The organism is Bradyrhizobium sp. Leo114 (assembly GCF_055229415.2).
Map to the genome: position 1 here is coordinate 126,641 of NZ_JBUYEN020000021.1, position 20,597 is coordinate 147,237.

Consider the following 20,597-nt stretch of genomic DNA (forward strand, 5'->3'; position numbering starts at 1 on the left):
TCGAACCATGAGGCCCGGGTCTCACAGGCGGCCCATCCTTCGAGACGCCTGCTTACGCAGGCTCCTCAGGATGAGGGGGAGTGCGTGGCGCCTGCGTCCTTTCGGCAGTTCTACACCTCGCTCTCGCGGTGCACGTCGTGGACCACGATGCCGGCGTCGGGCATCTTGATCCAGTCGCGCCGCATCAGCGTACGCTTGGTGTCCTCATGCCCGCTCATCCAGTGCTCGCGCATCGAGGTGCCCGAGAATTCGTGATCCTTGGCGTGGCCTTCATAGGCCTTCTGCTGATAGATCAGTTGCAGGATCGCGATGCTCGGCAGGGCGCTGTTGGAATCGCGGAGCTGGCGCTCTTCCTCCGATAGCTGCTCGTTCGGAATCTTCGACAGCGCCTTATAGAGGCGGGCGCGGAGATTGTGGGTCTTGCGATACATATCGGTGTTGTAGCGCGTGCGCGAGGAATACATGATGTCCTTGTGGCGGGCCATTACGTCGTGGATGTCGCGGGGCAGCACGCCGCGGGCCGAGAACAGGTCGACCTGGAATACCAGTGAATTGAGGCTGTCGACCTGATCGAGCAGATGCTGCAGCGGCGTGTTGGAGACGATGCCGCCATCCCAGAAATGGTCGGTGCCCACCTTTACCATCGGCAGCGCCGGGGGCAACGCGCCGCTCGCCATGATGTGCTCGGGAATGATCTCGTCATGCGCGTTATCGAAATAGATGAAATTGCCCGACAGCACGTTCACCGCGCCGACGGCAAAGCGCATCCTCTTGGAGTTGATGCGCTCGAAATCGACCAGCTCGAGCAGCGACTCGCGTAGCTGCGCCGTATCGTAATAGCTCGTGGCGGTCCTGGCGCCGGCTGGGCTGAACCATGGACTGGTGGTGTGGGGCGCGAAGAAGCCGGGCTGGCCCAGCACCGTCGTCATGAACGAGGAGGTGAAGTTGCGGGCCTTGCGGAAGATGTCGCCGTCCGGCGTGTAGTGCCAGATCTTGCGGCTGGTGATGCGGTCCCAGAATGTGTGCAGTCGCTCAAGCCGCCGCTCCGGCGGATTGCCGGCGATGATTGCCGAGTTGATCGCGCCGATCGAGACGCCGCAGATCCAGTCCGGCTCGATACCTGCTTCGTGCAGCGCCTGATAGACGCCGGCCTGGTAGGCGCCGAGCGCACCACCGCCTTGCAGCACCAGCGCGACACGGTCGCAGCGCTCCGGCCGCCAGCCGCGATGGGAGGTTGCAGTTTCTTGTTCGTCGAAATGTGGGCTACGCGCATCCATGTCCTTGCACTCCCTGCGCGCCAACGATTCCGTGTGCCCGTGACGCGCTGATGACAGCCGCCAAGGGGACATTCGGGTCACGCGGCTGAAGGAAATCCCTCATATCAATGTCAATGTCCGTCGCTAGCGTTCGGGCCATTAATTGCAAAACAGGGGATTTGCGATGCGCAGGGAAGAACTATTGCGGCTTCCGTCAATGCCTGCCGCGGGCCCAAGCTATCCCGCAGGACCCTACCGCTTCGTCAATCGCGAATTCCTGGTCATCACCTACGAGACCGATCCCGCGCTGATCCGTGCCGGGCTGCCTGAGCCGCTCGAGCCGATTGATCAGCCGATCGTGCACTACGAATGGATCAAGATGCCTGATAGTTCCGGCTTCGGCAGCTATACCGAGTCCGGTCTGGTGATCCCGGCGCGCTTGCACGGCGAAGAGGTCAATTTTGTTTCGCAGATGTACCTCGACGATGATCCGCCGATTGCGGCGGGCCGGGAGATCTGGGGCTTTCCGAAGAAATACGCCCATCCCAAGCTCGAGATCGTCAAGGACACGCTGACCGGCACGCTCGAATACGCCGGCCAGCTCGTCGCCATGGGCACCATGGGCTACAAGCATGAGAGCATGGCGGGCAATGGCGACATCACCCGCGCGACGCTGTCGAAGACGCAAGTTAATCTGAAGATGATCCCGGGAGTCGATGGCCGTCTCGAAGTCTGCCAGCTCGTCGCGATCAACCTGACCGACATCAACGTCAAGGGCTCATGGATCGGCCCGGGCCGGCTGCATCTGGTACCGCACGTCAATGCGCCGGTTGCGGATTTTCCGGTGCGGCGGGTGGTCGGCGCGCACCATTTCCTCGCCGATCTGACGCTGCCGTTCGGCCGCGTCGTGCACGATTACAACAAGGAAGCCGAGCTGGTCGCAACGGGTCTCGCGGCGGAGTAGACTGCGACATCAAACTGTAACAGAAGCGTAATTCAATCGTCGCGTGCCGGCGTGTGGGGAAGGTGCCCCGCACTGATATGTGCTGGCATGCGCAGGGGTTGACGATGTCTCGCGTTGAGCTTCGGGCTGGTCATGTCGGCTGAACCAGCGAAAATTGTCAGCGTGCCGGCGGACGCCACTCCGGTGATCCCCGGCCTGGTGTGGGCGTTCCGTCTGCATGGCGACGGCACCGCTGAATCCTTGCCCATCGAAGCGCCGATCGAGTTCAGCCATGATGGCAGGCTCTGGCTGCATTTCAATCTGGCGGATGGTCGCAGCCGGCAATGGCTTGGCGGCCTGCAGTTTCCGATGCTGGCGCGCGATCTCTTGCTGTCGCATGACAATTTCCAGCAGCTCCACACCATCGACAACTGCGTCTATGGCGTGTTCTCCGATCTCGTGCGCGAGATCGACTCCCCAACGGAGGAAACCGGCTTCCTTCGCTTCGCGATGACCGAGCGTCTCCTGATCAGCGGCCGCCATCAGGCGCTGTGCGCGGTGGATGCCACGCGCCGCGTGCTCGAAGGCGGCCATCGTGTCGCGACGGTGGCGGCGCTGCTTGAGAAGATCATCGACGAGGTCGCCGACACTATGGACCGGATGGCCGACAAGATCGCCACCGAGATCGACGGCATCGAGGAACGGGTGCTGTCCGGCGAGACCAAGTCGGAGATGCGGGCCGGGCTCGGCCGGTTGCGGCGAACCTGTCTGCGGCTGCATCGTCAGCTTGCCGGCTTGCGTGTCCTGTTCCACCGGCTCGAGCAGAAGAGCCCCGAAAATCTCAGCCCGGCGCTAAGGCTGCATGCCGCAAAGCTCGCACAGCGGCTCGACGGTCTCGACCACGATATCACCGAGCTGCGCGAACGCAGCCGGTTGCTGGAGGAAGAGCTTCGCTTCAAGCTGGAGGAGGAGAGCAACCGGCATCTGCACGCGCTGTCGGTCGTGACCATGATGCTGCTGCCGCCGACGCTGGTTACCGGCATCTTCGGCATGAACACCAAGGGACTGCCGCTCACCGACGTCGACAGCGGCTTCCTGTGGGCCGCGGTGCTGTTGATCGCCGCCTCGGGCCTTGCCTATCTGATCATGCGTCGCCTGGGCATCGTCAAATAACGGGCTGCGGTATCATTGCATGTACCGAGTGCTCATCCGCGCGGTCACGGCATTCGCGGCGATCACTGCCCTTGCCCTCGCAGCCGCCCGCGCGGCAGATCAGCCCGACGGCGGCGACAAGGACCTGCGCGACAGGCTGGCCGATGCCGGCTACCAGTTCAGCCTGACCTATATCGGCGAGGGGCTCGCCAACGTCTCCGGCGGCATGCGTACCGGCGCGATCTATACCGGGCGTCTCGATCTCGGCACCACCATCGACCTTGAAAAGGTGATGGGCTGGACCGGCGCCACCTTCCACGCCAACGTGTTCCAGATCCATGGCGATGGCATGTCGCGCAGCTATATCGGCAATCTGATGCTGGTCTCCGGCGTCGAGGCCTTGTCCTCGACGCGGCTCTATGAGCTCTGGATCGAGCAGCAACTGCTTGGCGGCAAGCTCGCCGTCCGCGTTGGCCAACAGGCCTCCGACATTGAGTTCATCGACAGCCAGTACGACGACATCTTCATCAACTCCGCGCTGGGCTGGCCCGGCATCACAGGGATCAACCTGCCGGGGGGCGGGCCGTCGCCGCCACTCGCGGTTCCTGGCATCCGTATCAAGGCGGCGCTATCAGACCGGATCACCGCCTATCTCGCACTGTTCGACGGCAGTGCGGCACCGCCGGATGCGGACGACGCGCAGATCGCCAATGCCAACGGCCTTCTGTTCCGCCTCAACGATCCGCCGTGGTGGATCGGACAGCTCAAATACAAGTTCGAGATCGGCGAGAGCCGGTTGCCGGCGACGATCACCGGCGGTGGCTGGTATCACATGATGTCGTTTCCCGATCAGCGCTTTTCGGGTGACGGCCTGTCGCTCGCCGATCCCAACAGCTCCGGCGATCCGGCATGGTGGCGCCGAAACCAGGGATTGTTCATGGTCTACGAGCAGCAATTGGCGCGCGCCGCACCCGGTTCGGACAAGGGCGTCGCATTCTTCATGCGGGCCTCGGTGAGCCCGTCCGATCGCAACCTGGTCAACGCCTATGTCGACGGAGGCTTCCTGTTCACCGGCTTCAGCGACGCCCATCCGAACGACAGGTTCGGCGTCGCTGCAACCTATGCCAGGATCTCCGACCGCGCCCGCGCTCTCGATCGCGACATCCAGATCTTCACCGGAACGCCATACCCGATCCGCGACTACGAGGCGATCTTCGAGGTCACCTATCAGCATGAGGTCAGGCCCGGCTTCTATCTGCAGCCGGTGCTTCAATATATTGCGCATCCGGGCGGCGGCGCGGTCGATCCCTACGATCCCACGCAGACGCATCGCATCAAGGATGGTGTAATGGTCGGTGTACGTACGACCATCACGTATTAGCTGCGTGATGAGTGACGACGTTACTCTGGAGGCGCGCCGCGACTTGTAGGGTGGGCAAAGCGGAGCGTGCCCACCACCCGCGTTCGGTGCAAGGAAAAAGTGGGCACGCTGCGCTTTGCCCACCCTCTAAGCGGCTGCCGCGACCGCTTTCAGCGCCGGCCGCCTGATCGCCAGCGCGATCGATGCAGCAATGAGGCAGAGCGCGCCGGCAATGAAGAAGGCGGGCAGGTAGCTTGCGTAGACCGTCCGCGACAGGCCGGCGCCAAAGGCGGCGGCACCGGCGCCGAGCTGATGTCCGGCAAAGATCCAGCCGAATACGAGATTGGCGCGCTCAACACCGAAGTTCTGCGCGGTCAGGCGCACGGTGGGCGGCACGGTAGCGATCCAGTCGAGCCCGTAGAACATCGCAAACAGCGACAGGCCGTAGAATGAGAAATCGGTGAACGGCAGGAAGATAAGCGACAGCCCGCGCAGGCCGTAATACCAGAACAGAAGCCAGCGGTTGTCATAGCGGTCCGACAGCCAGCCCGAGACGATGGTGCCGAAGAAATCGAAAATGCCCATCGCGGCGAGCAGGCTCGCAGCCTGCACCTGCGGAATGCCGAAATCGAGACACATCGGGATCAAGTGCACCTGGACCAGGCCATTGGTGGAGGCGCCGCAGATGAAGAAGGTCGCGAACAGGATCCAGAATACCGGCGACTTCGACGCGTCGCGCAGCGTGCCGAGCGCGACCGCCATGATCGGCGTGTTGCTCGGCGGCGGCGCGGGGAGTGGCTCCTTGCCGGTGTCGCCGAACGGGCGGAGGCCGACGTCGCTCGGCCGGTCGCGCATGACGAGCAGCACCAGGAAGGCGGACAGGCCGAGCACGACGCAGACCAGCGACAGCGCGATCCGCCAGCCGAAGCGCTCAGTGAGGGTTGCGATCAAGGGCAGAAAGACGAGTTGGCCGGTTGCGACACTCGCGGTCATGATGCCGATGACGAGGCCGCGCTGCGCGACGAACCAGCGCGCAGCGATCGTCGCGCCCAGCACCAGCGCCGTCATGCCGGTGCCGATTCCGATCACGACTCCCCACAGCAGCACCAACTGCCAGACCTGTGTCATCGCGAGCGAGGCAAGCAGGCCGGAAACCACGATGAGTTGGGCCACCAAGGTCACATTGCGCAAGCCGTAGCGATTCATCAGCGCCGCGGCAAAGGGCGCCATCAGACCGAACAGGATGAAACGGATCGAGAGCGCGGAGGAGATCTCCGCTGTGCTCCATCCGAACTCCTGCTGCAGCGGCACGATGAAGACGCCGGGCGCGCCGACGGTGCCGGCGGCAATTAGCGCGGCGAGGAAGGTGACGCCGACCATCACCCAGCCGTAATGGACATTGCGGCGGCCAAGGGCGGCCGCCAGCCTGTTCGAGATCATGCAGCCTCGGAAAATTCTAACTGGAAGGTTAGCTCGTCAGGCAGATACTGCCGCGAGGGAGGCATGACGTAAATGCCATACTTCCCTCGTTTCAGGACATTAGGGGGCGAAGGCTAATGCGCGACCCGCTCGACCGCGATCGCGGTGGCTTCGCCGCCGCCGATGCAGAGCGCGGCGACACCGCGCTTCAGGTTCTGCGCTTCCAGCGCATGCAGCAGCGTCACGATCAGCCGCGCGCCGGTGGCGCCGATCGGGTGACCCAGCGCGCAGGCGCCGCCATTGATGTTGAGTTTTTCGCGCGGGATTCCGAGGTCGCGCTGCGCCGCCATCGCCACCACCGCGAAGGCCTCATTGATCTCGAACAGGTCGACGTCGCCGACGCTCCAGCCGACCTTGTCGAGCAGTTTGCGGATCGCCGGGATCGGCGCCGTGGTGAACCATTGCGGCTCCTGGCTGTGGGTGGCATGGCCCTTGATCTCGGCCAGTACCGGCAGGCCGTCGCGATCGGCCAGCGAGCGCTTGGCCAGGATCAGCGCCGCGGCTCCGTCGGCATTGGCGGAGGAGGCGGCCGGCGTGATGGTGCCGTTGGCGCGGAATGCCGGCTTCAATCCGGGGATCTTGGCGGGATCCACTTTGAGCGGATGCTCGTCATTGGCGATCACGCGCGGGCCTGCCTTCTCCGTGATCGTGATCGACGCGATCTCGGCCTTGAACGCGCCGCCCTCGACCGCGTTGCGCGCCCGCGTGAGCGTCTCCATCGCGTAAGTGTCCTGGTCCTTGCGTGTGAACTGATAGGCCTCCGCCGTCGCCTCGCCGAAATCGCCCATCGAGCGTCCGGTCTCGTAGGCGTCCTCAAGTCCGTCCATCATCATGTGGTCGATGATGCGGTCATGGCCGGCGCGATAGCCGCCGCGCGCCTTGGCAAGCAGATACGGCGCGTTGCTCATGCTCTCCATGCCGCCGGACACCACGATCTCGGCCGAGCCGGCCTTGATGATGTCGTGCCCGAGCATGGTCGCCTTCATGCCGGAGCCGCAGACCTTGTTGACCGTGGTCGCCCCGGTTGCGTCGGGCAGTTTGGCGCCGCGCGCGGCCTGGCGGGCCGGCGCCTGGCCCTGGCCGGCCGGCAGCACATTGCCCATGAACACTTCATCGACGCGTTCAGGCGCGAGCTTTGCCCGCTCCAGCGCCGCACCGATCACATGGGAACCGAGCTTGTGCGCGCTGAACGGCGACAATTCGCCCATGAAACGGCCGAGCGGCGTACGGGCGGCGGAAAGGATAACGACGGGATCGGAGGCATTGGCCATGGCGGGCTCCCTGGAGGATTCTTGGTCACATGATGATAATCATATGATGCGCCGCAAAAATTGCAACGCCCGCCGGCATGAGAAATTGTCGTGCTTCATCCCCACCGCTGTCATCATCCGCGAAGGCGGATGATCCAGTAACCACAGAACGTCGTTTGGCGGGTACTGGATGCCCCGCCTTCGCGGGGCATGACGGCGCGCTTTGCGGCTACCGCTTTCGCCCTAGAAACCCCTGCATCAGCCGCTGCGGCTCGCCGGTGAGGAACGATTTCCCGAACACGCCGACGCTCAGATTGACCGACTCCGTCAGCGGCAGTTCTTCCCATTGCCGCAGCAAATTCTTCTGGATGCGCAGCGCTTCGGGGCCGCATTCGAGCAGCGCCGCCACGGTGCGTTCGACCTCGGCGTCAAGCTCGCCTTGTTTCGCGACCTTGTCGACGAGGCCCCAGGCGAGCGCGGTGGGTGCGTCGATGTTCTCGGCGGTCATCACCAGCCAGCGCGCGCGGCTCCAGCCGATCAGGCGCGGCAGCAGCGCCGCATGGATCACCGAGGGGATGCCGACGCGCACCTCGGGCATGCCGAATTTTGCGTCATGCGCCGCGATCCGGAAATCGCAGGCTGCGGCCACTTCCAGCCCGCCGCCGAGACACCAGCCCGGCATTCGCGCGATGACCGGCGCCGGGAATCGGCGCACGGCCTCGCAGAGGTCGCGCAGTCGCGTGATGAAGATTTCCGCCGACTTCTGCTCGAGCTTGGCCATCTCCTTGATATCGGCGCCGCCGATCATGCTCTTCTCGCTCTGGCCGGCCAGGATCACCGCGCGAATATCGCGGTCATCGGGAAGCTTCTCGAACCCTTCGCGGACGCCATCGGTGACGGCCGAGCTCAGGATGTTCAGCGAGCCGGCGTTGCAGACGGTGAGGCGGACCACGCCGCGGGAATCGCGGTCGACGCCGCAATGGGGGTTGAGCATTTCCATGGCATCATCTCGGGCAGGGGAACATCCGGCCACTTCCCGGACAATGGCGGCGCTTGTCAAGCCGTCGCGCAACCGGTGTTGCGACGCAGCAGTGCGTGCAATAGAATGATGATTATCATCTAACGTCACTTGAAAGGAGTTGCCATGACCTTCGTCGATACTGTCGATCTGCTCTCGCCAACGTCCCGCCGCGAGCGGGTGGTGCATTGGCAGGCGCCTAGGCCGATCGCGAAGGTCGCTGCCGCGATGACGGGGATGGAAGCGATGTGCGGGATCCGCGACGGCATCCTGCCGCCGCCGCCGTTCGCCAAACTGATCGGTTTCCGGATGGCTGTCGTCGAGCCCAGCCGGATCGTGATGGAACTCGATCCCGAGGAGAGCCTCGAGAACACCATCGGGCTGCTGCACGGCGCGACCGCCGCGGCATTGCTCGATACTGCCATGGGTTGCGCGATCTCGACCATGCTCCCCGCCGGCCAGACCTCGGTCACGCTCGACCTGAAGCTCACTTATCTGCGACCGCTCTCGGTGCGTTCAGGCACGATCCGGGCAGAAGGCAAGGTGATCAAGCTCGGCCGCCAAAACAGCTACACCGAAGGTTTCGTCCGCGACGGCGCCGGCGGTCTTGCAGTGCACTCTACCGCGACCTTCGCCATGATCGGTGGCGCGAATTTGAAATAGCTGCAGCTTTCTTTACGTCTTGATGCTATTATATGACTGCAAACATCCAATGAGACTCTCATGCGTTATTCGAAAGAACACAAGGCGGAGACCCACGAGCGGATCGTGAAGCAGGCATCGGTCAGGCTGCGCGAACGCGGCGCCCATGGCATCGGCGTCGCCGACCTGATGAAGGAGGTCGGACTGACCCATGGCGGCTTCTACGCCCATTTCGATTCCCGCGAAGCGCTGGTGATCGAGGCGTTCAACTATGCGATGGATCGCGGCAACGAGCGTTGGCGCAAGATCGTTGAGGAGACGCCGCCGGAGAAGCGGCTGGCAACCATCGTCGATTCCTATCTCACGACGACGCACCGCGACGATCCCGGCCGCGGCTGCGCGGTTCCTTCGCTCGGCGCCGAGATCGCCCGCGAAAGCCCGAAGACCCGCAAGGCCTTCGCCGCCAAGCTGGAACGCATGATCGACATGATAGCCGACCAGATTCCGGACGTATCGCCGAAGGCCGCACGCAAGCAGGCGATGGCAACGCTTGCGACCATGATGGGAACCGTCGTGATGGCCCGCATCGCCGGCAATGGCGAGTTCTCCGACGAGATCCTCGCTTCGGGCCGCGAAGCCGTATTGTCTCGTGCCGCCAAGCCGGCGGCCAAGAAGCCGCGCGCCAAGGCGCATTGACCCGTACGACTCTCTCCGCGTCATTGCGAGGACAGCGAAGCAATCCATGTCGCCGCTTGCCGAGGCATGGATTGCTTCGCTCCGCTCGCAATGACGGTGTACGGATTAGCCCCCGTTAAACAACGCCCGCTCATCCTCGACCGTCTCGTAGATGTAATCCGCCACCGCGCGGATGCGGGCGAGGTCCTTGCTGTCGGCATGCATCAGAAGCCAGAAGGTGCGTGATATCCGCACTTCCTCCGGCAGCACCGGTGACAATTCCGGATGCGCTGTCGCCATGAAATGCGGCAGCACGGCGATGCCGTAGCCGGCGATGGTCGCGTTGAGCTGCGCGATCAGATTGGCGCTGCGGAATTTGGCGGAAATCTTCGACGAGACCTGCGGCAGGTAGTCGAGCTCGGGCGTGAACAGGAGTTCCTCGATATAGCCGACGAAGCGATGCGTCGACAGGTCGCCTCGCGCCGTGATCTTCGGCGCGCGCTCGAGATAGGTGGGCGCAGCGTAAAGCCCGAGGCTGTAGTCGAGCAGCTTCCGCCCGACAATGCGGCCTTCCTTCGGCATCGACAGGCTGATCGCGATATCGGCCTCGCGCTTCGACAGGCTGAACAATCGCGCGGTCGCCACCAGTTGCAGATCGACATCTGGATACCGGTCGGTGAATTTGATCAGCCGCGAAGCCAGGAAGTGGCTGCCGAAGCCGTCGGGCGCGCCGATCCGCACCGTGCCCGTCAAATGTGCACGCGAGCCGCCGACCGCCTCCTGGTTGGCGACGATGGTCGATTCCATCGCCTCCGCGCTGTCGGCGACGCGCTGGCCGGCTTCGGTGAGGAGGTAGCCGGTCTTGCGGCGGTCGAACAACTTCGCCGAAAGGTGATGCTCCAGCCGGTCGACACGGCGGATCACCGTGGCATGATCGACGCCGAGTTGTTTTGCCGCAGCCGACACCGATCCGCCGCGCACGATGGCGAGCACGAAGCGAAAATCATCCCAGTCGATCGCGCCGCCTTGATCCAGCATTTCCGCACATCTATGGTGCATTTTATCGGACTTGAATCCAATAAAATGCAGGTCAAAAGGGTTTGTAAAGCGGTCTAGGTGCGGATCAGGCGTCCGGCCGGGATGAAGGGAGGTTTTCATGCGTTCTATCGGACATTTCATCGGTGGCAAGGAGGTCAAGGGCACCTCGGGCCGGACGGCCGACGTCTTCGAGCCGATGACCGGCGATGTGCAGGCCAAGGTGGCGCTGGCCTCGAAGGCTGAGCTGCGCGCCGCGGTCGAGAATGCCAAGACCGCGCAGCCCGAATGGGCGGCGACCAACCCGCAGCGGCGCGCCCGCGTGATGATGAAGTTCCTGGAACTGGTGCAGCGCGACTACGACAAGCTCGCCGAGCTCTTGGCGCGCGAGCACGGCAAGACCGTTCCCGATGCCAAGGGCGACATCCAGCGCGGTCTGGAAGTGGTCGAGTTCGCCTGCGGCATCCCGCATCTGATGAAGGGCGAATACACCGAAGGCGCCGGCCCGGGCATCGACATCTATTCGCTGCGCCAGCCGCTCGGGGTCGTTGCCGGCATCACGCCGTTCAATTTCCCGGCGATGATCCCGATGTGGAAGTTCGCGCCCGCGATCGCCTGCGGCAACGCGTTCATCCTGAAACCTTCGGAACGCGATCCCGGCGTGCCGATGCGGCTTGCGGAACTGATGATCGAAGCCGGCCTGCCGCCGGGCATCCTCAATGTCGTCAACGGCGACAAGGAAGCGGTCGACGCCATCCTCGACGATCCCGACATCAAGGCGATCGGCTTCGTCGGCTCCTCGCCGATCGCGCAATATATCTACGAGCGCGCGGCGGCGACCGGCAAGCGCTGCCAGTGCTTCGGCGGCGCCAAGAACCACGCCATCGTGATGCCCGACGCCGACATGGACCAGGCGGTCGATGCACTGATCGGCGCCGGCTACGGCTCGGCCGGCGAGCGCTGCATGGCCGTCTCGGTCGCCGTTCCCGTCGGCAAGACCACCGCCGACCGTCTGATGGAAAAGCTGATCCCGCGCGTGGAATCCTTAAAGATCGGCACCTCGATCGATCCGTCCGCCGATTACGGTCCGCTGGTGACGCGCGAGGCGGTCGAGAAGGTCAAGGGCTATATCGACATCGGCATCAAGGAAGGCGCCACGCTCGCCGTCGACGGCCGCGGCTTCAAGATGCAGGGCTATGAGAACGGCTTCTATCTCGGCGGTTCGCTGTTCGACAACGTCACCAAGGATATGCGGATCTACAAGGAAGAGATCTTCGGCCCCGTGCTGTCGGTGGTGCGTGCGCATGACTACAACGAAGCGCTGGCGCTGCCGTCCGACCACGACTACGGCAACGGCGTCGCCATCTTCACCCGCGATGGCGATGCGGCGCGCGATTTCGCCGCCAAGGTGAATGTCGGCATGGTCGGCATCAACGTGCCGATCCCGGTGCCGATCGCCTATTACACCTTCGGCGGCTGGAAGAAGTCCGGCTTCGGCGACCTCAACCAGCATGGTCCGGATTCGATCCGCTTCTACACCAAGACCAAGACGGTCACCTCGCGCTGGCCGTCGGGCGTCAAGGAAGGCGCGGAGTTCTCGATCCCGACGATGAAGTGACGGTGTAGCCTGGCCCGTCATTGCGAGCGCAGCGAAGCAATCCATGGCGCAGCAAGCGGAGGCGTGGATTGCTTCGTCGCTTCGCTCCTCGCAATGACGACAAGAATGAGCAGCCCACTATGCAGTTCGCTCTGAACGAGGACCAGGTCGCCATTCGTGACATGGCGCGGGCGTTTGCGGCGGAGAAGATCGCGCCGCATGCGCTGCGCTGGGACGAGGAGAAGCATTTTCCGGTCGACGTGATGCGGGAGGCGGCAGCCCTTGGCATGGGCGGCATCTACATCAAGGACGATGTCGGTGGCTCCGCGATGACGCGGTTCGACGCGGCGCTGATCTTCGAGGCGCTCGCGACCGGCTGTCCGACGACGTCGGCCTTCATCTCCATCCACAACATGGCGTCGTGGATGATCGATGCCTTCGGCAACGATACCCAGCGCCAGAAATGGCTGCCAAAGCTCTGCACAATGGAGCTGCTGGCGAGCTATTGCCTGACCGAGCCGGGCTCCGGCTCGGATGCCGCGGCGCTGCGCACCCGCGCGGTGCGCGACGGCGACCATTACGTGCTGAACGGCCAGAAGCAGTTCATCTCGGGCGCCGGCGGCGGCGATCTCTATGTCGTGATGGTCCGCACCGGCGGCGACGGCCCCGGCGGCATCTCGACATTGGTCATCCCCGCCGACACGCCGGGCCTCTCGCTCGGCGCCAACGAACGCAAGATGGGCTGGAATGCGCAGCCGACGCGCGCGGTGATCTTCGAGAACGCGCGCGTGCCGGTCGAGAACCGGCTCGGCGAGGAGGGCATCGGGTTCAAGATCGCGATGGCCGGCCTCGACGGCGGCCGGCTCAACATCGCGGCCTGCTCGCTCGGTGGCGCGCAAAGCGCGCTCGACAAGGCGCTCGCCTACATGAAGGACCGCAAGGCGTTCGGAAAGCGGCTCGATGAATTCCAGGCGCTGCAGTTCCGCGTCGCCGACATGGCGACCGAACTCGAGGCCGCGCGCACCTTCCTCTGGCGCGCCGCCGCGGCGCTCGACCGCAAAGATCCCGAGGCGACCAAGCTGTGCGCGATGGCAAAACGCTTCGGCACCGATGTCGGCTTCGAAGTCGCCAACCAGGCGCTGCAGCTGCACGGCGGCTACGGCTACCTCAGCGAATACGGCGTCGAGAAGATCGTGCGCGATTTGCGCGTGCACCAGATTCTTGAAGGAACCAACGAGATCATGCGGCTGATCGTGGCGCGCAAGATGATCGAGGGAGCGCGATGACGGCTGCCGTGCAGGATGAAGGCGACCTGATCGTTCGCCGCGAAGGGGCGGCGGGCGTGATCCGGCTCAACCGTCCCAAGGCGATCAACGCGATGACGCTGGAGATGTCTGAAGGCATCGACGCGGCGCTGGACCGGTTCGAGTCCGATCCTGCTGTTGCCGTGGTGCTGCTGGAAGGCGCCGGCGACCGCGGCCTCTGCGCCGGCGGCGACATCCGCGGGCTCTACGAGAGCTCCAAGGCGGGAGGCGATCTCGGCAAGCGGTTCTGGCGCCAGGAATACGTCATGAACGCGCGGATCGCGAAATATCCGAAGCCGTACGTGGCGTTCATGGATGGATTGGTGATGGGCGGCGGCGTCGGCCTGTCCGGCCACGCTTCGCACCGTGTCGTCACCGAGCGCACGAAACTGGCGATGCCTGAAGTCGGCCTCGGCTTTTTTCCTGACGTCGGCGGCACCTGGCTGCTGTCGCGCTCGCCGGGCGAACTCGGTAGCTATTTTGGCCTGACCGGGCAAATCATGAACGGGCCCGACGCGATCTATGCGAAGTTTGCCGACGCCGAGGTGCCGTCGTCGAAATTGCCTGAATTGCGTGAGGCGCTGACGAAAGTCCGCGCCGGCGTGACGCACGCCGAGGTCAGGAAGCTGATCGACGGCTTTGCGACCGGCGAGACCTCAGGTCCCGCTGCGGCAATGCAGCCCAGGATCGATGCCTGGTTCGCGCATGATCGCATGGAAGACATCATCGCATTGCTGCAGCGCGACGGCTCGGAATTCGCGCTGTCGACCTTGAAGGTGCTGAACGAGAAATCGCCGCGCGGCATGGTGGTGACGCTGAAGCTGTTGCGGCTGGCGCGGACATCGTCCTCGCTCGAGGAATGCCTGGTGCGGGAATATCACGCCGCGCTCGTGGTGTTCGCCAGCGACGATTTCCGCGAGGGCGTGCGCGCCGCCGTGATCGACAAGGACCGCAATCCGAAATGGTCGCCGGCGCGGGTCGAGGATGTGACACCGGAAATGCTGGCGCCATACTTCGCCGAGATCGGCGCCGACGAGCCGACATTTAAACAATAGACGACAGGACGGGGAGGACATCGAGATGGCAACGATTGCATTCATTGGCCTTGGCAACATGGGCGGTCCGATGGCTGCCAACCTGGTGAAGGCCGGCCACAAGGTGGTGGCCTTCGACCTGGTGGCCGCGTCGCGCAATCAGGCTCAGAGCGATGGCGCCGCGATTGCTGAAAGCAGCGTCGCCGCGGTGAAGGGCGCTGACATCGTCATCACCATGCTGCCGGCCGGCAAGCATGTGTTGTCGGTGTGGAACGAGATCCTGCCCGCGGTGACCAAGCGTGCGCTTATCATCGACAGCTCGACCATCGATGTCGAAAGCGCGCGAGAGGCGCATGCGCTTGCGGCCAAGCATGGCGTTTTGTCGGTGGATGCGCCGGTCTCCGGCGGCACCGGCGGCGCCAAGGGAGCGACGCTCACCTTCATGTGCGGCGGCGAGGACAAGGCGTTCGCGGCGGCCAAGCCCGTGCTGGAGAACATGGGCAAGAAGATCGTGCATTGCGGCGGCGCCGGTGCAGGGCAGGCGGCCAAGATCTGCAACAACATGATCCTCGGCATTTCCATGATCGGCGTCGGCGAAGCCTTCGTGCTCGCGGAGAAGCTCGGGCTCTCGCATCAGGCGCTGTTCGACGTCGCCTCGACTTCGTCGGGCCAGTGCTGGGCGATCACGAGCTATTGCCCGGTGCCGGGCCCGGTTCCGACCTCACCGGCCAACAACGGCTACAAGCCCGGCTTCGCCGCGAACCTGATGGTGAAGGATCTGACGCTGGCGCAGGACGCCGCCAACACCGCCGGCGCAGTGACGCCGCTCGGCAAGCATGCTCAGGAGATCTATCAGGCGTTCGATGCAGCCGGTCACGGCGGGGTCGACTTTTCCGGAATTATCCAGCACGTTAGAGCACTCGCCGGAAAATAATGGTCGCTGGTTTCCCTTAGCGGCCGGATAAGGCGCGGAGGGAATGACCTGATGACCACCTTTCAGGAAGCGCGCGCGTTTCTGCTTCAGCACCGCACGGATTACGAGACCGCGGTAATTGGTTTTCGCTGGCCCGATCCGGTGCCCTTCAACTGGGCGCTGGACTGGTTCGATGCGGAGCTCGCGCAAAACCCCGATAGTCGCGACCGCGCGGCGCTGTGGATCGTCGATGCCGGCAGCGACCGCGAGACGAAGCTGTCGTTCGCCACGCTGTCGCGACGCTCCAATCAGGTCGCGAATTTCCTGCGCGCGCAAGGCTTGAGGCGCGGCGATCATCTGCTGCTTCTGCTAGGCAACGTTGTGCCACTCTGGGAGACCATGCTGGCCGCGATGAAGCTCGGCGTCGTCGTGATTCCTGCAACCACGCTGCTGACGGCAGACGAATTGCGCGACCGGCTCGACCGCGGTAAGGCGAGGGCGGTGGTCGCAACGCAGGATCAGGTTGCGAAGTTCTCCGGCCTCGGCAGCGATAAACTCGTGCGCATCGTGGTCGGAGCGACGTCGCAGCACGACGGCTGGCTGCCGTTCGAGCAGGCCGCGGATGCATCGGAAACCTTCACGCCCGATGGGCCGACCAAGGCCGACGACCCGATGCTGCTCTATTTCACGTCGGGAACCACGGCGAAGCCGAAGCTGGTGCGGCACAGCCAGCGCAGCTATCCAGTCGGTCATCTCTCGACCATGTACTGGATCGGCCTGCAGCCGGGCGACGTGCATCTCAACATCTCCTCGCCCGGCTGGGCCAAGCACGCCTGGAGCTGCTTTTTCGCGCCTTGGAATGCTGGCGCCACCGTGTTCGTGGTCAACCAGCCGCGCTTTGACGCCAAGTCGCTGCTTTCAACGATCGGCCGCTGCGGCGTCACCACGCTGTGCGCGCCGCCGACGGTGTGGCGCCTGTTCATCCAGGAGAAGCTGTCGACCTTCAAGGTGTCGCTCCGCGAGGTCTGCGGCGCCGGCGAGCCGCTCAACCCTGAGGTGATCGATCAGGTGCAGGCGGCATGGGGCCTGACCATTCGCGACGGCTATGGCCAGACCGAGACCACTGCGCTGGCCGGCAACTCGCCGGGCCAGAAGGTCAAGATCGGCTCGATGGGCCGGCCGCTGCCCGGCTATCGCGTCGCGATTACCGATCTCGACGGCAATCCGACCCGGGAGGGCGAGGTCACGCTGGTACTCGGTGCCGACAGGCCCGCTGGTCTGATGCAGGGCTATCAGGGCGATGACGGCAAGCTCTCCGGGGCCGACGGCGCGATCTATCGCAGCGGCGACGTCGTGTTCAGCGATGAGGACGGGTATTTGACCTTCGTCGGCCGCACCGACGACGTGTTCAAATCATCCGATTACCGCATCAGCCCGTTCGAACTGGAAAGCATCTTGCTTGAGCATGAGGCGGTCGCGGAAGCCGCCGTCGTGCCGAGCCCCGATCCGATCCGGCTCGCAATTCCGAAGGCCTATGTGCTGCTGGTCTCGGGCGTCGAGCGCACGCCGGAAACGGCGCTGTCGATCTTTGGGCATCTGCACACCCGCCTGGCGCCGTTCAAGCGCATCCGCAAGATCGAGCTCGTCACCGAGCTGCCCAAGACCATCTCCGGAAAGATCCGCCGGGTGCAGTTGCGTCGGCTCGAACATGAGGATAATCGCGAGGACAGTTTGCGCGGCGTTGAGTTCCGTGAGGAAGAATTCCCGGAGCTGCAGAAGGTCCGCGCGACTGGATCGGAGAATTAGAAAAATGAACGAAGTCTGGAAGAAGCCGCCCGTGTCGCTGGAGACGTATCAGGGCATGGTCGGCAAGGAGATCGGCGTGTCGGCCTGGCACCTGATCGATCAGCAGCGGATCGATACCTATGCCGACGTGATCGAGGATCATCAGTTCATCCATGTCGACCCTGAGCGCGCGAAGGACACCCCGTTCGGCACCACGATCGCCCACGGTTTCCTGACGATGTCGCTGCTCAGTATCATGTCCTACCAGGTGATGCCCGTCATCGAGGGCACCACGATGGGCGTCAATTACGGTTTCGACAAGCTGCGCTTCATCTCGCCGGTGCGCTCCGGCAAGCGCGTCCGCGGACGCTTCGTGCTCGCCGAGGCCAAGCTGCGCAAGCCGACCGAGCTGGCGTCGCGCACGAACGTTACGGTCGAGATCGAAGGCGAGGAAAAGCCGGCGCTGGTCGCCGACTGGCTCGGCCTGATCTACTTCGCCTGAGCCGCTCCTTTCAGCGTCATGGCCGGGCTTGACCCGGCCATCCATCGCTGCTCAAAACGCTTTGATTTTTGATGGATGCCCGGGTCAAGCCCGGGCATGACAAATCGGGAACACACTTCATGACAATCAGGTTTGACGGACGCGTCGCCATCGTCACCGGCGCGGGCAATGGTCTCGGACGGGCGCACGCGCTGGGGCTCGCGAGCCGTGGTGCCAAGGTGGTGGTCAATGATTTCGGCGGCGCGCGCGACGGTACCGGCGCCTCGCTGTCGCCGGCTGAAGCTGTGGTCGAGGAGATACGGAAAGCGGGCGGCACCGCGATCGCCGACGGCGCCGACGTCTCGAACTTCGAGCAGGTCACGGCGATGGTCGAGCGCGCGACCAAGGAGTGGGGCAGCGTCGATCTGCTTTGCGCCAATGCCGGCATCCTGCGCGACAAGTCGTTCGGCAAGCTCGAAGTCGCCGATTTCCAGAAGGTGTTGGATGTCCATCTCGTCGGCAGCTTCTACTGCTGCAAGGCGGTGTGGGCCGGCATGCGCGACCGCAATTACGGCCGCATCGTGCTGACGACATCGTCCTCAGGCCTCTACGGCAATTTCGGTCAGGCCAATTACGGTGCGGCCAAGGCCGGCATGGTCGGGCTGATGAACGTGCTCGCCGAGGAAGGCCGCAAGAACAACATCCGCGTCAACACCATCTCGCCGACGGCCGCGACCCGCATGACCGAGGAATTGCTGCCGCCGCAGGCGCTAGCGCTGATGAAACCGGAAGCGATTACGCCGGCGGTGGAATATATGCTGAGCGAGGATGCGCCGACCCGCACCATCATGGGCGCCGGCGCCGGCTCGTTTGCGGTGATCAAGATCCTGGAGACCGAGGGCATCAACCTGCCGCCCTCCGAATGGACCCCCGACGCCATCGCCGCGCATTTCGCTGAGATCAGCGACATGTCGAAAGCCAGGGCGTTGCAGGGCGCGTTCGAGCAGACGCAGAAATATGTCGCCCAGGCGGCGGCAAGAGCAGGGATCAAGCTGTAACGCGACGTCGCGTTGCCGCACTCAACCGTCATGGCCGGGCTTGACCCGGCCATCCACGTCGTGAGGGCTGCGCAAGTTCTTCGTGGATGCCCGGGTCAAGCCCGGGCATGACGGCCGTTTTGCGGTACGAGAATCCTGCCTAAACTCAAGCCATGCCTTCCACTCCACACCAAGTTGCCGTCATCGGCGCCGGCCCCGCCGGCCTGATGGCGGCTGAGGTGCTGGCGCAGGCCGGCGCGCTGGTCACGATCTACGAGGCGATGCCGTCGGCTGGCCGCAAATTCCTGATGGCCGGCCGCGGCGGCCTCAATCTCACCCACAGCGAGCCGCTGCCAAGATTCCTCGCGCGCTATCGCGAGGCGATGCCGCATCTTGAGGCCGCCATCGAAGCGTTCCCACCGCAAGCGTTGCGCGACTGGAGTGAGGCGCTGGGCCAGCCGACCTTTGTCGGCTCCAGCGGCCGTGTCTTCCCGAAAGCGTTCAAGGCCTCGCCGGTGCTGCGCGCCTGGCTGCGCCGGCTCGACGGCGCGGGTGTGCGGCTGTTGCTGCGGCATCGCTGGAGCGGGTGGGACAATGACGGCCGCCTGCTGTTTCAAACGCCGGAAGGAACGCGCGCCGTTGAAGCCCGCGCCACCATCCTGGCGCTCGGCGGCGCGAGCTGGCCGCGACTCGGATCTGATGGCGCATGGGTGGATGTGCTCACGGCAAAAGGCATAAAGATCTCGCCGTTACGTCCAGCCAATTCCGGCTTCACCGTCGCCTGGTCGGATATCTTCCGCGACCGCTTCGAAGGCCAGCCCCTCAAAGGTGTCGCGCTGAACTTCGGCGGGCAGCAAGTGCGCGGCGAAGCCATCATCACCCGTACCGGCATCGAGGGCGGCGCCATCTATGCGCTATCGGCCGATCTGCGCGAGACGATCCTGCGCGACGGCGAGGCAACGATTCATGTTGCGCTCCGGCCCGATCTCGCGATCGATGAGCTCACCACGAAGCTATCGATGCCGAAAGGCAAGCAATCCTTCTCGAACTTCCTGCGCAAGGCCCTGAATCTCGCGCCCATCGCCATCGGCCTGTTGCAGGAGGTGGCAAAAACCTCAGGCTTGTCTCTGCCGTCGCAGTCTCCCGCCGATCTCGCCCGCCTCATCAACGCCGTGCCCCTGCGTCTTGCCGGCACAGCACCGATCGCCCGCGCGATCTCCACCGCCGGCGGCATCGCATTCGACGAACTCGACGCCAACTTCATGCTTCGCCGCTTGCCCGGCATCTTCGCCGCGGGCGAAATGCTCGACTGGGAAGCCCCGACCGGCGGCTATCTCTTGCAGGCGTCGTTTGCGACCGGTGCCGCCGCGGGGCAGGGCGTGTTGAAGTGGCTCGACGCGTAGGGTGGGCAAAGCGAAGCGTGCCCACCTTCTCTTGCACCGATCGTGAATGGTGGGCACGCTACGCTTTGCCCACCCTTCTGTAACGGGCCTTGCTCAGTCAATCCCTTTTTGCGTCATCCGCTCGCCGGGGTCTCGCTTCTGTACGGGGTCGGTGCAAGACCGCCACCTGATGGGGTTGGAGAGGATCGGTCGGCCAATCTACAGGAGCGTGGTTACGAGCCACCTGGTGGGCA

At 64.2% G+C, this 20,597-nt stretch carries 18 protein-coding genes; 13 read left to right on the plus strand and 5 right to left on the minus strand.

Annotated elements, in window-relative coordinates; all coding sequences use genetic code 11:
• Positions 1-110: 110 nt before the first annotated feature.
• A complete protein-coding gene (locus tag ACZIRK_RS25085; RefSeq protein ID WP_463328259.1) occupies positions 111-1,277 on the minus strand; it encodes a patatin-like phospholipase family protein in 1,167 nt (388 codons plus the stop codon).
• A 163-nt stretch (positions 1,278-1,440) separates the two neighbouring features.
• Between ACZIRK_RS25085 and ACZIRK_RS25090 the strand changes: the two genes are divergently transcribed.
• The 3 genes from ACZIRK_RS25090 to ACZIRK_RS25100 all read left to right on the plus strand — a co-directional run bounded on the left by ACZIRK_RS25090 (position 1,441) and on the right by ACZIRK_RS25100 (position 4,732).
• Positions 1,441-2,220, plus strand: a complete 780-nt coding sequence (locus ACZIRK_RS25090) for an acetoacetate decarboxylase (protein WP_130228323.1) — start codon at positions 1,441-1,443, stop codon at positions 2,218-2,220.
• A gap of 132 nt (positions 2,221-2,352) precedes the next feature.
• A complete protein-coding gene (locus ACZIRK_RS25095) occupies positions 2,353-3,372 on the plus strand; it encodes a transporter (protein WP_130228324.1) in 1,020 nt (339 codons plus the stop codon).
• 19 nt (positions 3,373-3,391) lie between these two features.
• Positions 3,392-4,732, plus strand: coding sequence for a carbohydrate porin (locus tag ACZIRK_RS25100; RefSeq protein ID WP_130228325.1), 1,341 nt, complete (start codon positions 3,392-3,394; stop codon positions 4,730-4,732).
• Positions 4,733-4,858: 126 nt separating this feature from the next.
• On the opposite strand, the gene ACZIRK_RS25105 is transcribed toward ACZIRK_RS25100, so the two are convergent.
• From ACZIRK_RS25105 to ACZIRK_RS25115, 3 genes are all read right to left on the minus strand, one after another.
• Positions 4,859-6,151, minus strand: a complete 1,293-nt coding sequence (locus ACZIRK_RS25105; RefSeq protein WP_130228326.1) for an MFS transporter — start codon at positions 6,149-6,151, stop codon at positions 4,859-4,861.
• A 113-nt stretch (positions 6,152-6,264) separates the two neighbouring features.
• The gene (locus ACZIRK_RS25110; protein ID WP_028164626.1) at positions 6,265-7,461 is read right to left on the minus strand and encodes an acetyl-CoA C-acyltransferase; all 1,197 of its coding nucleotides are present in this window, start codon (positions 7,459-7,461) and stop codon (positions 6,265-6,267) included.
• Positions 7,462-7,669: 208 nt separating this feature from the next.
• Positions 7,670-8,440 (minus strand): enoyl-CoA hydratase, encoded by a 771-nt coding sequence (locus ACZIRK_RS25115; RefSeq protein WP_130228327.1) that lies wholly within the window; start codon positions 8,438-8,440, stop codon positions 7,670-7,672.
• A gap of 144 nt (positions 8,441-8,584) precedes the next feature.
• Here ACZIRK_RS25115 and ACZIRK_RS25120 point away from each other — a divergent pair, with 144 nt between their 5' ends.
• Positions 8,585-9,121, plus strand: coding sequence for a PaaI family thioesterase (locus tag ACZIRK_RS25120; RefSeq protein WP_463328260.1), 537 nt, complete (start codon positions 8,585-8,587; stop codon positions 9,119-9,121).
• Positions 9,122-9,181: 60 nt separating this feature from the next.
• Positions 9,182-9,796 carry a TetR/AcrR family transcriptional regulator gene (locus ACZIRK_RS25125; protein WP_130228329.1) on the plus strand — a complete coding sequence of 205 codons (615 nt, stop codon included), beginning with the start codon at positions 9,182-9,184 and terminating at the stop codon, positions 9,794-9,796.
• Between the two features lie 105 nt (positions 9,797-9,901).
• On the opposite strand, the gene ACZIRK_RS25130 is transcribed toward ACZIRK_RS25125, so the two are convergent.
• Positions 9,902-10,813, minus strand: a complete 912-nt coding sequence (locus ACZIRK_RS25130; protein WP_130228330.1) for a LysR family transcriptional regulator — start codon at positions 10,811-10,813, stop codon at positions 9,902-9,904.
• Positions 10,814-10,931: 118 nt separating this feature from the next.
• On the opposite strand from ACZIRK_RS25130, the gene ACZIRK_RS25135 reads away from it, so the two are divergent.
• The 8 genes from ACZIRK_RS25135 (at position 10,932) to ACZIRK_RS25170 (ending at position 20,364) form a co-directional block, all read left to right on the plus strand.
• A complete protein-coding gene (locus ACZIRK_RS25135; RefSeq protein ID WP_130228331.1) occupies positions 10,932-12,428 on the plus strand; it encodes a CoA-acylating methylmalonate-semialdehyde dehydrogenase in 1,497 nt (498 codons plus the stop codon).
• A 119-nt stretch (positions 12,429-12,547) separates the two neighbouring features.
• A complete protein-coding gene (locus tag ACZIRK_RS25140; RefSeq protein WP_130228332.1) occupies positions 12,548-13,693 on the plus strand; it encodes an isobutyryl-CoA dehydrogenase in 1,146 nt (381 codons plus the stop codon).
• Complete coding sequence (locus tag ACZIRK_RS25145) at positions 13,690-14,766, plus strand: enoyl-CoA hydratase/isomerase family protein (RefSeq protein WP_463328261.1); 1,077 nt, start codon at positions 13,690-13,692, stop codon at positions 14,764-14,766. The genes ACZIRK_RS25140 and ACZIRK_RS25145 overlap by 4 nt, the downstream gene beginning before the upstream one ends.
• Positions 14,767-14,791: 25 nt before the next feature.
• On the plus strand, positions 14,792-15,679 hold the full coding sequence (gene mmsB, locus ACZIRK_RS25150) for a 3-hydroxyisobutyrate dehydrogenase (protein ID WP_130228334.1): 888 nt from the start codon (positions 14,792-14,794) through the stop codon (positions 15,677-15,679).
• Between the two features lie 51 nt (positions 15,680-15,730).
• Positions 15,731-17,464, plus strand: coding sequence for an AMP-binding protein (locus ACZIRK_RS25155; RefSeq protein WP_130228335.1), 1,734 nt, complete (start codon positions 15,731-15,733; stop codon positions 17,462-17,464).
• A gap of 4 nt (positions 17,465-17,468) precedes the next feature.
• Positions 17,469-17,945: a MaoC family dehydratase gene (locus tag ACZIRK_RS25160; RefSeq protein ID WP_028164634.1), complete on the plus strand. Its 477-nt coding sequence runs from the start codon at positions 17,469-17,471 to the stop codon at positions 17,943-17,945.
• A 119-nt stretch (positions 17,946-18,064) separates the two neighbouring features.
• Positions 18,065-18,982 (plus strand): SDR family NAD(P)-dependent oxidoreductase, encoded by a 918-nt coding sequence (locus ACZIRK_RS25165; protein WP_028164635.1) that lies wholly within the window; start codon positions 18,065-18,067, stop codon positions 18,980-18,982.
• Between the two features lie 152 nt (positions 18,983-19,134).
• Positions 19,135-20,364 (plus strand): BaiN/RdsA family NAD(P)/FAD-dependent oxidoreductase, encoded by a 1,230-nt coding sequence (locus ACZIRK_RS25170; RefSeq protein WP_130228336.1) that lies wholly within the window; start codon positions 19,135-19,137, stop codon positions 20,362-20,364.
• The last annotated feature ends 233 nt before the right edge of the window (positions 20,365-20,597 follow it).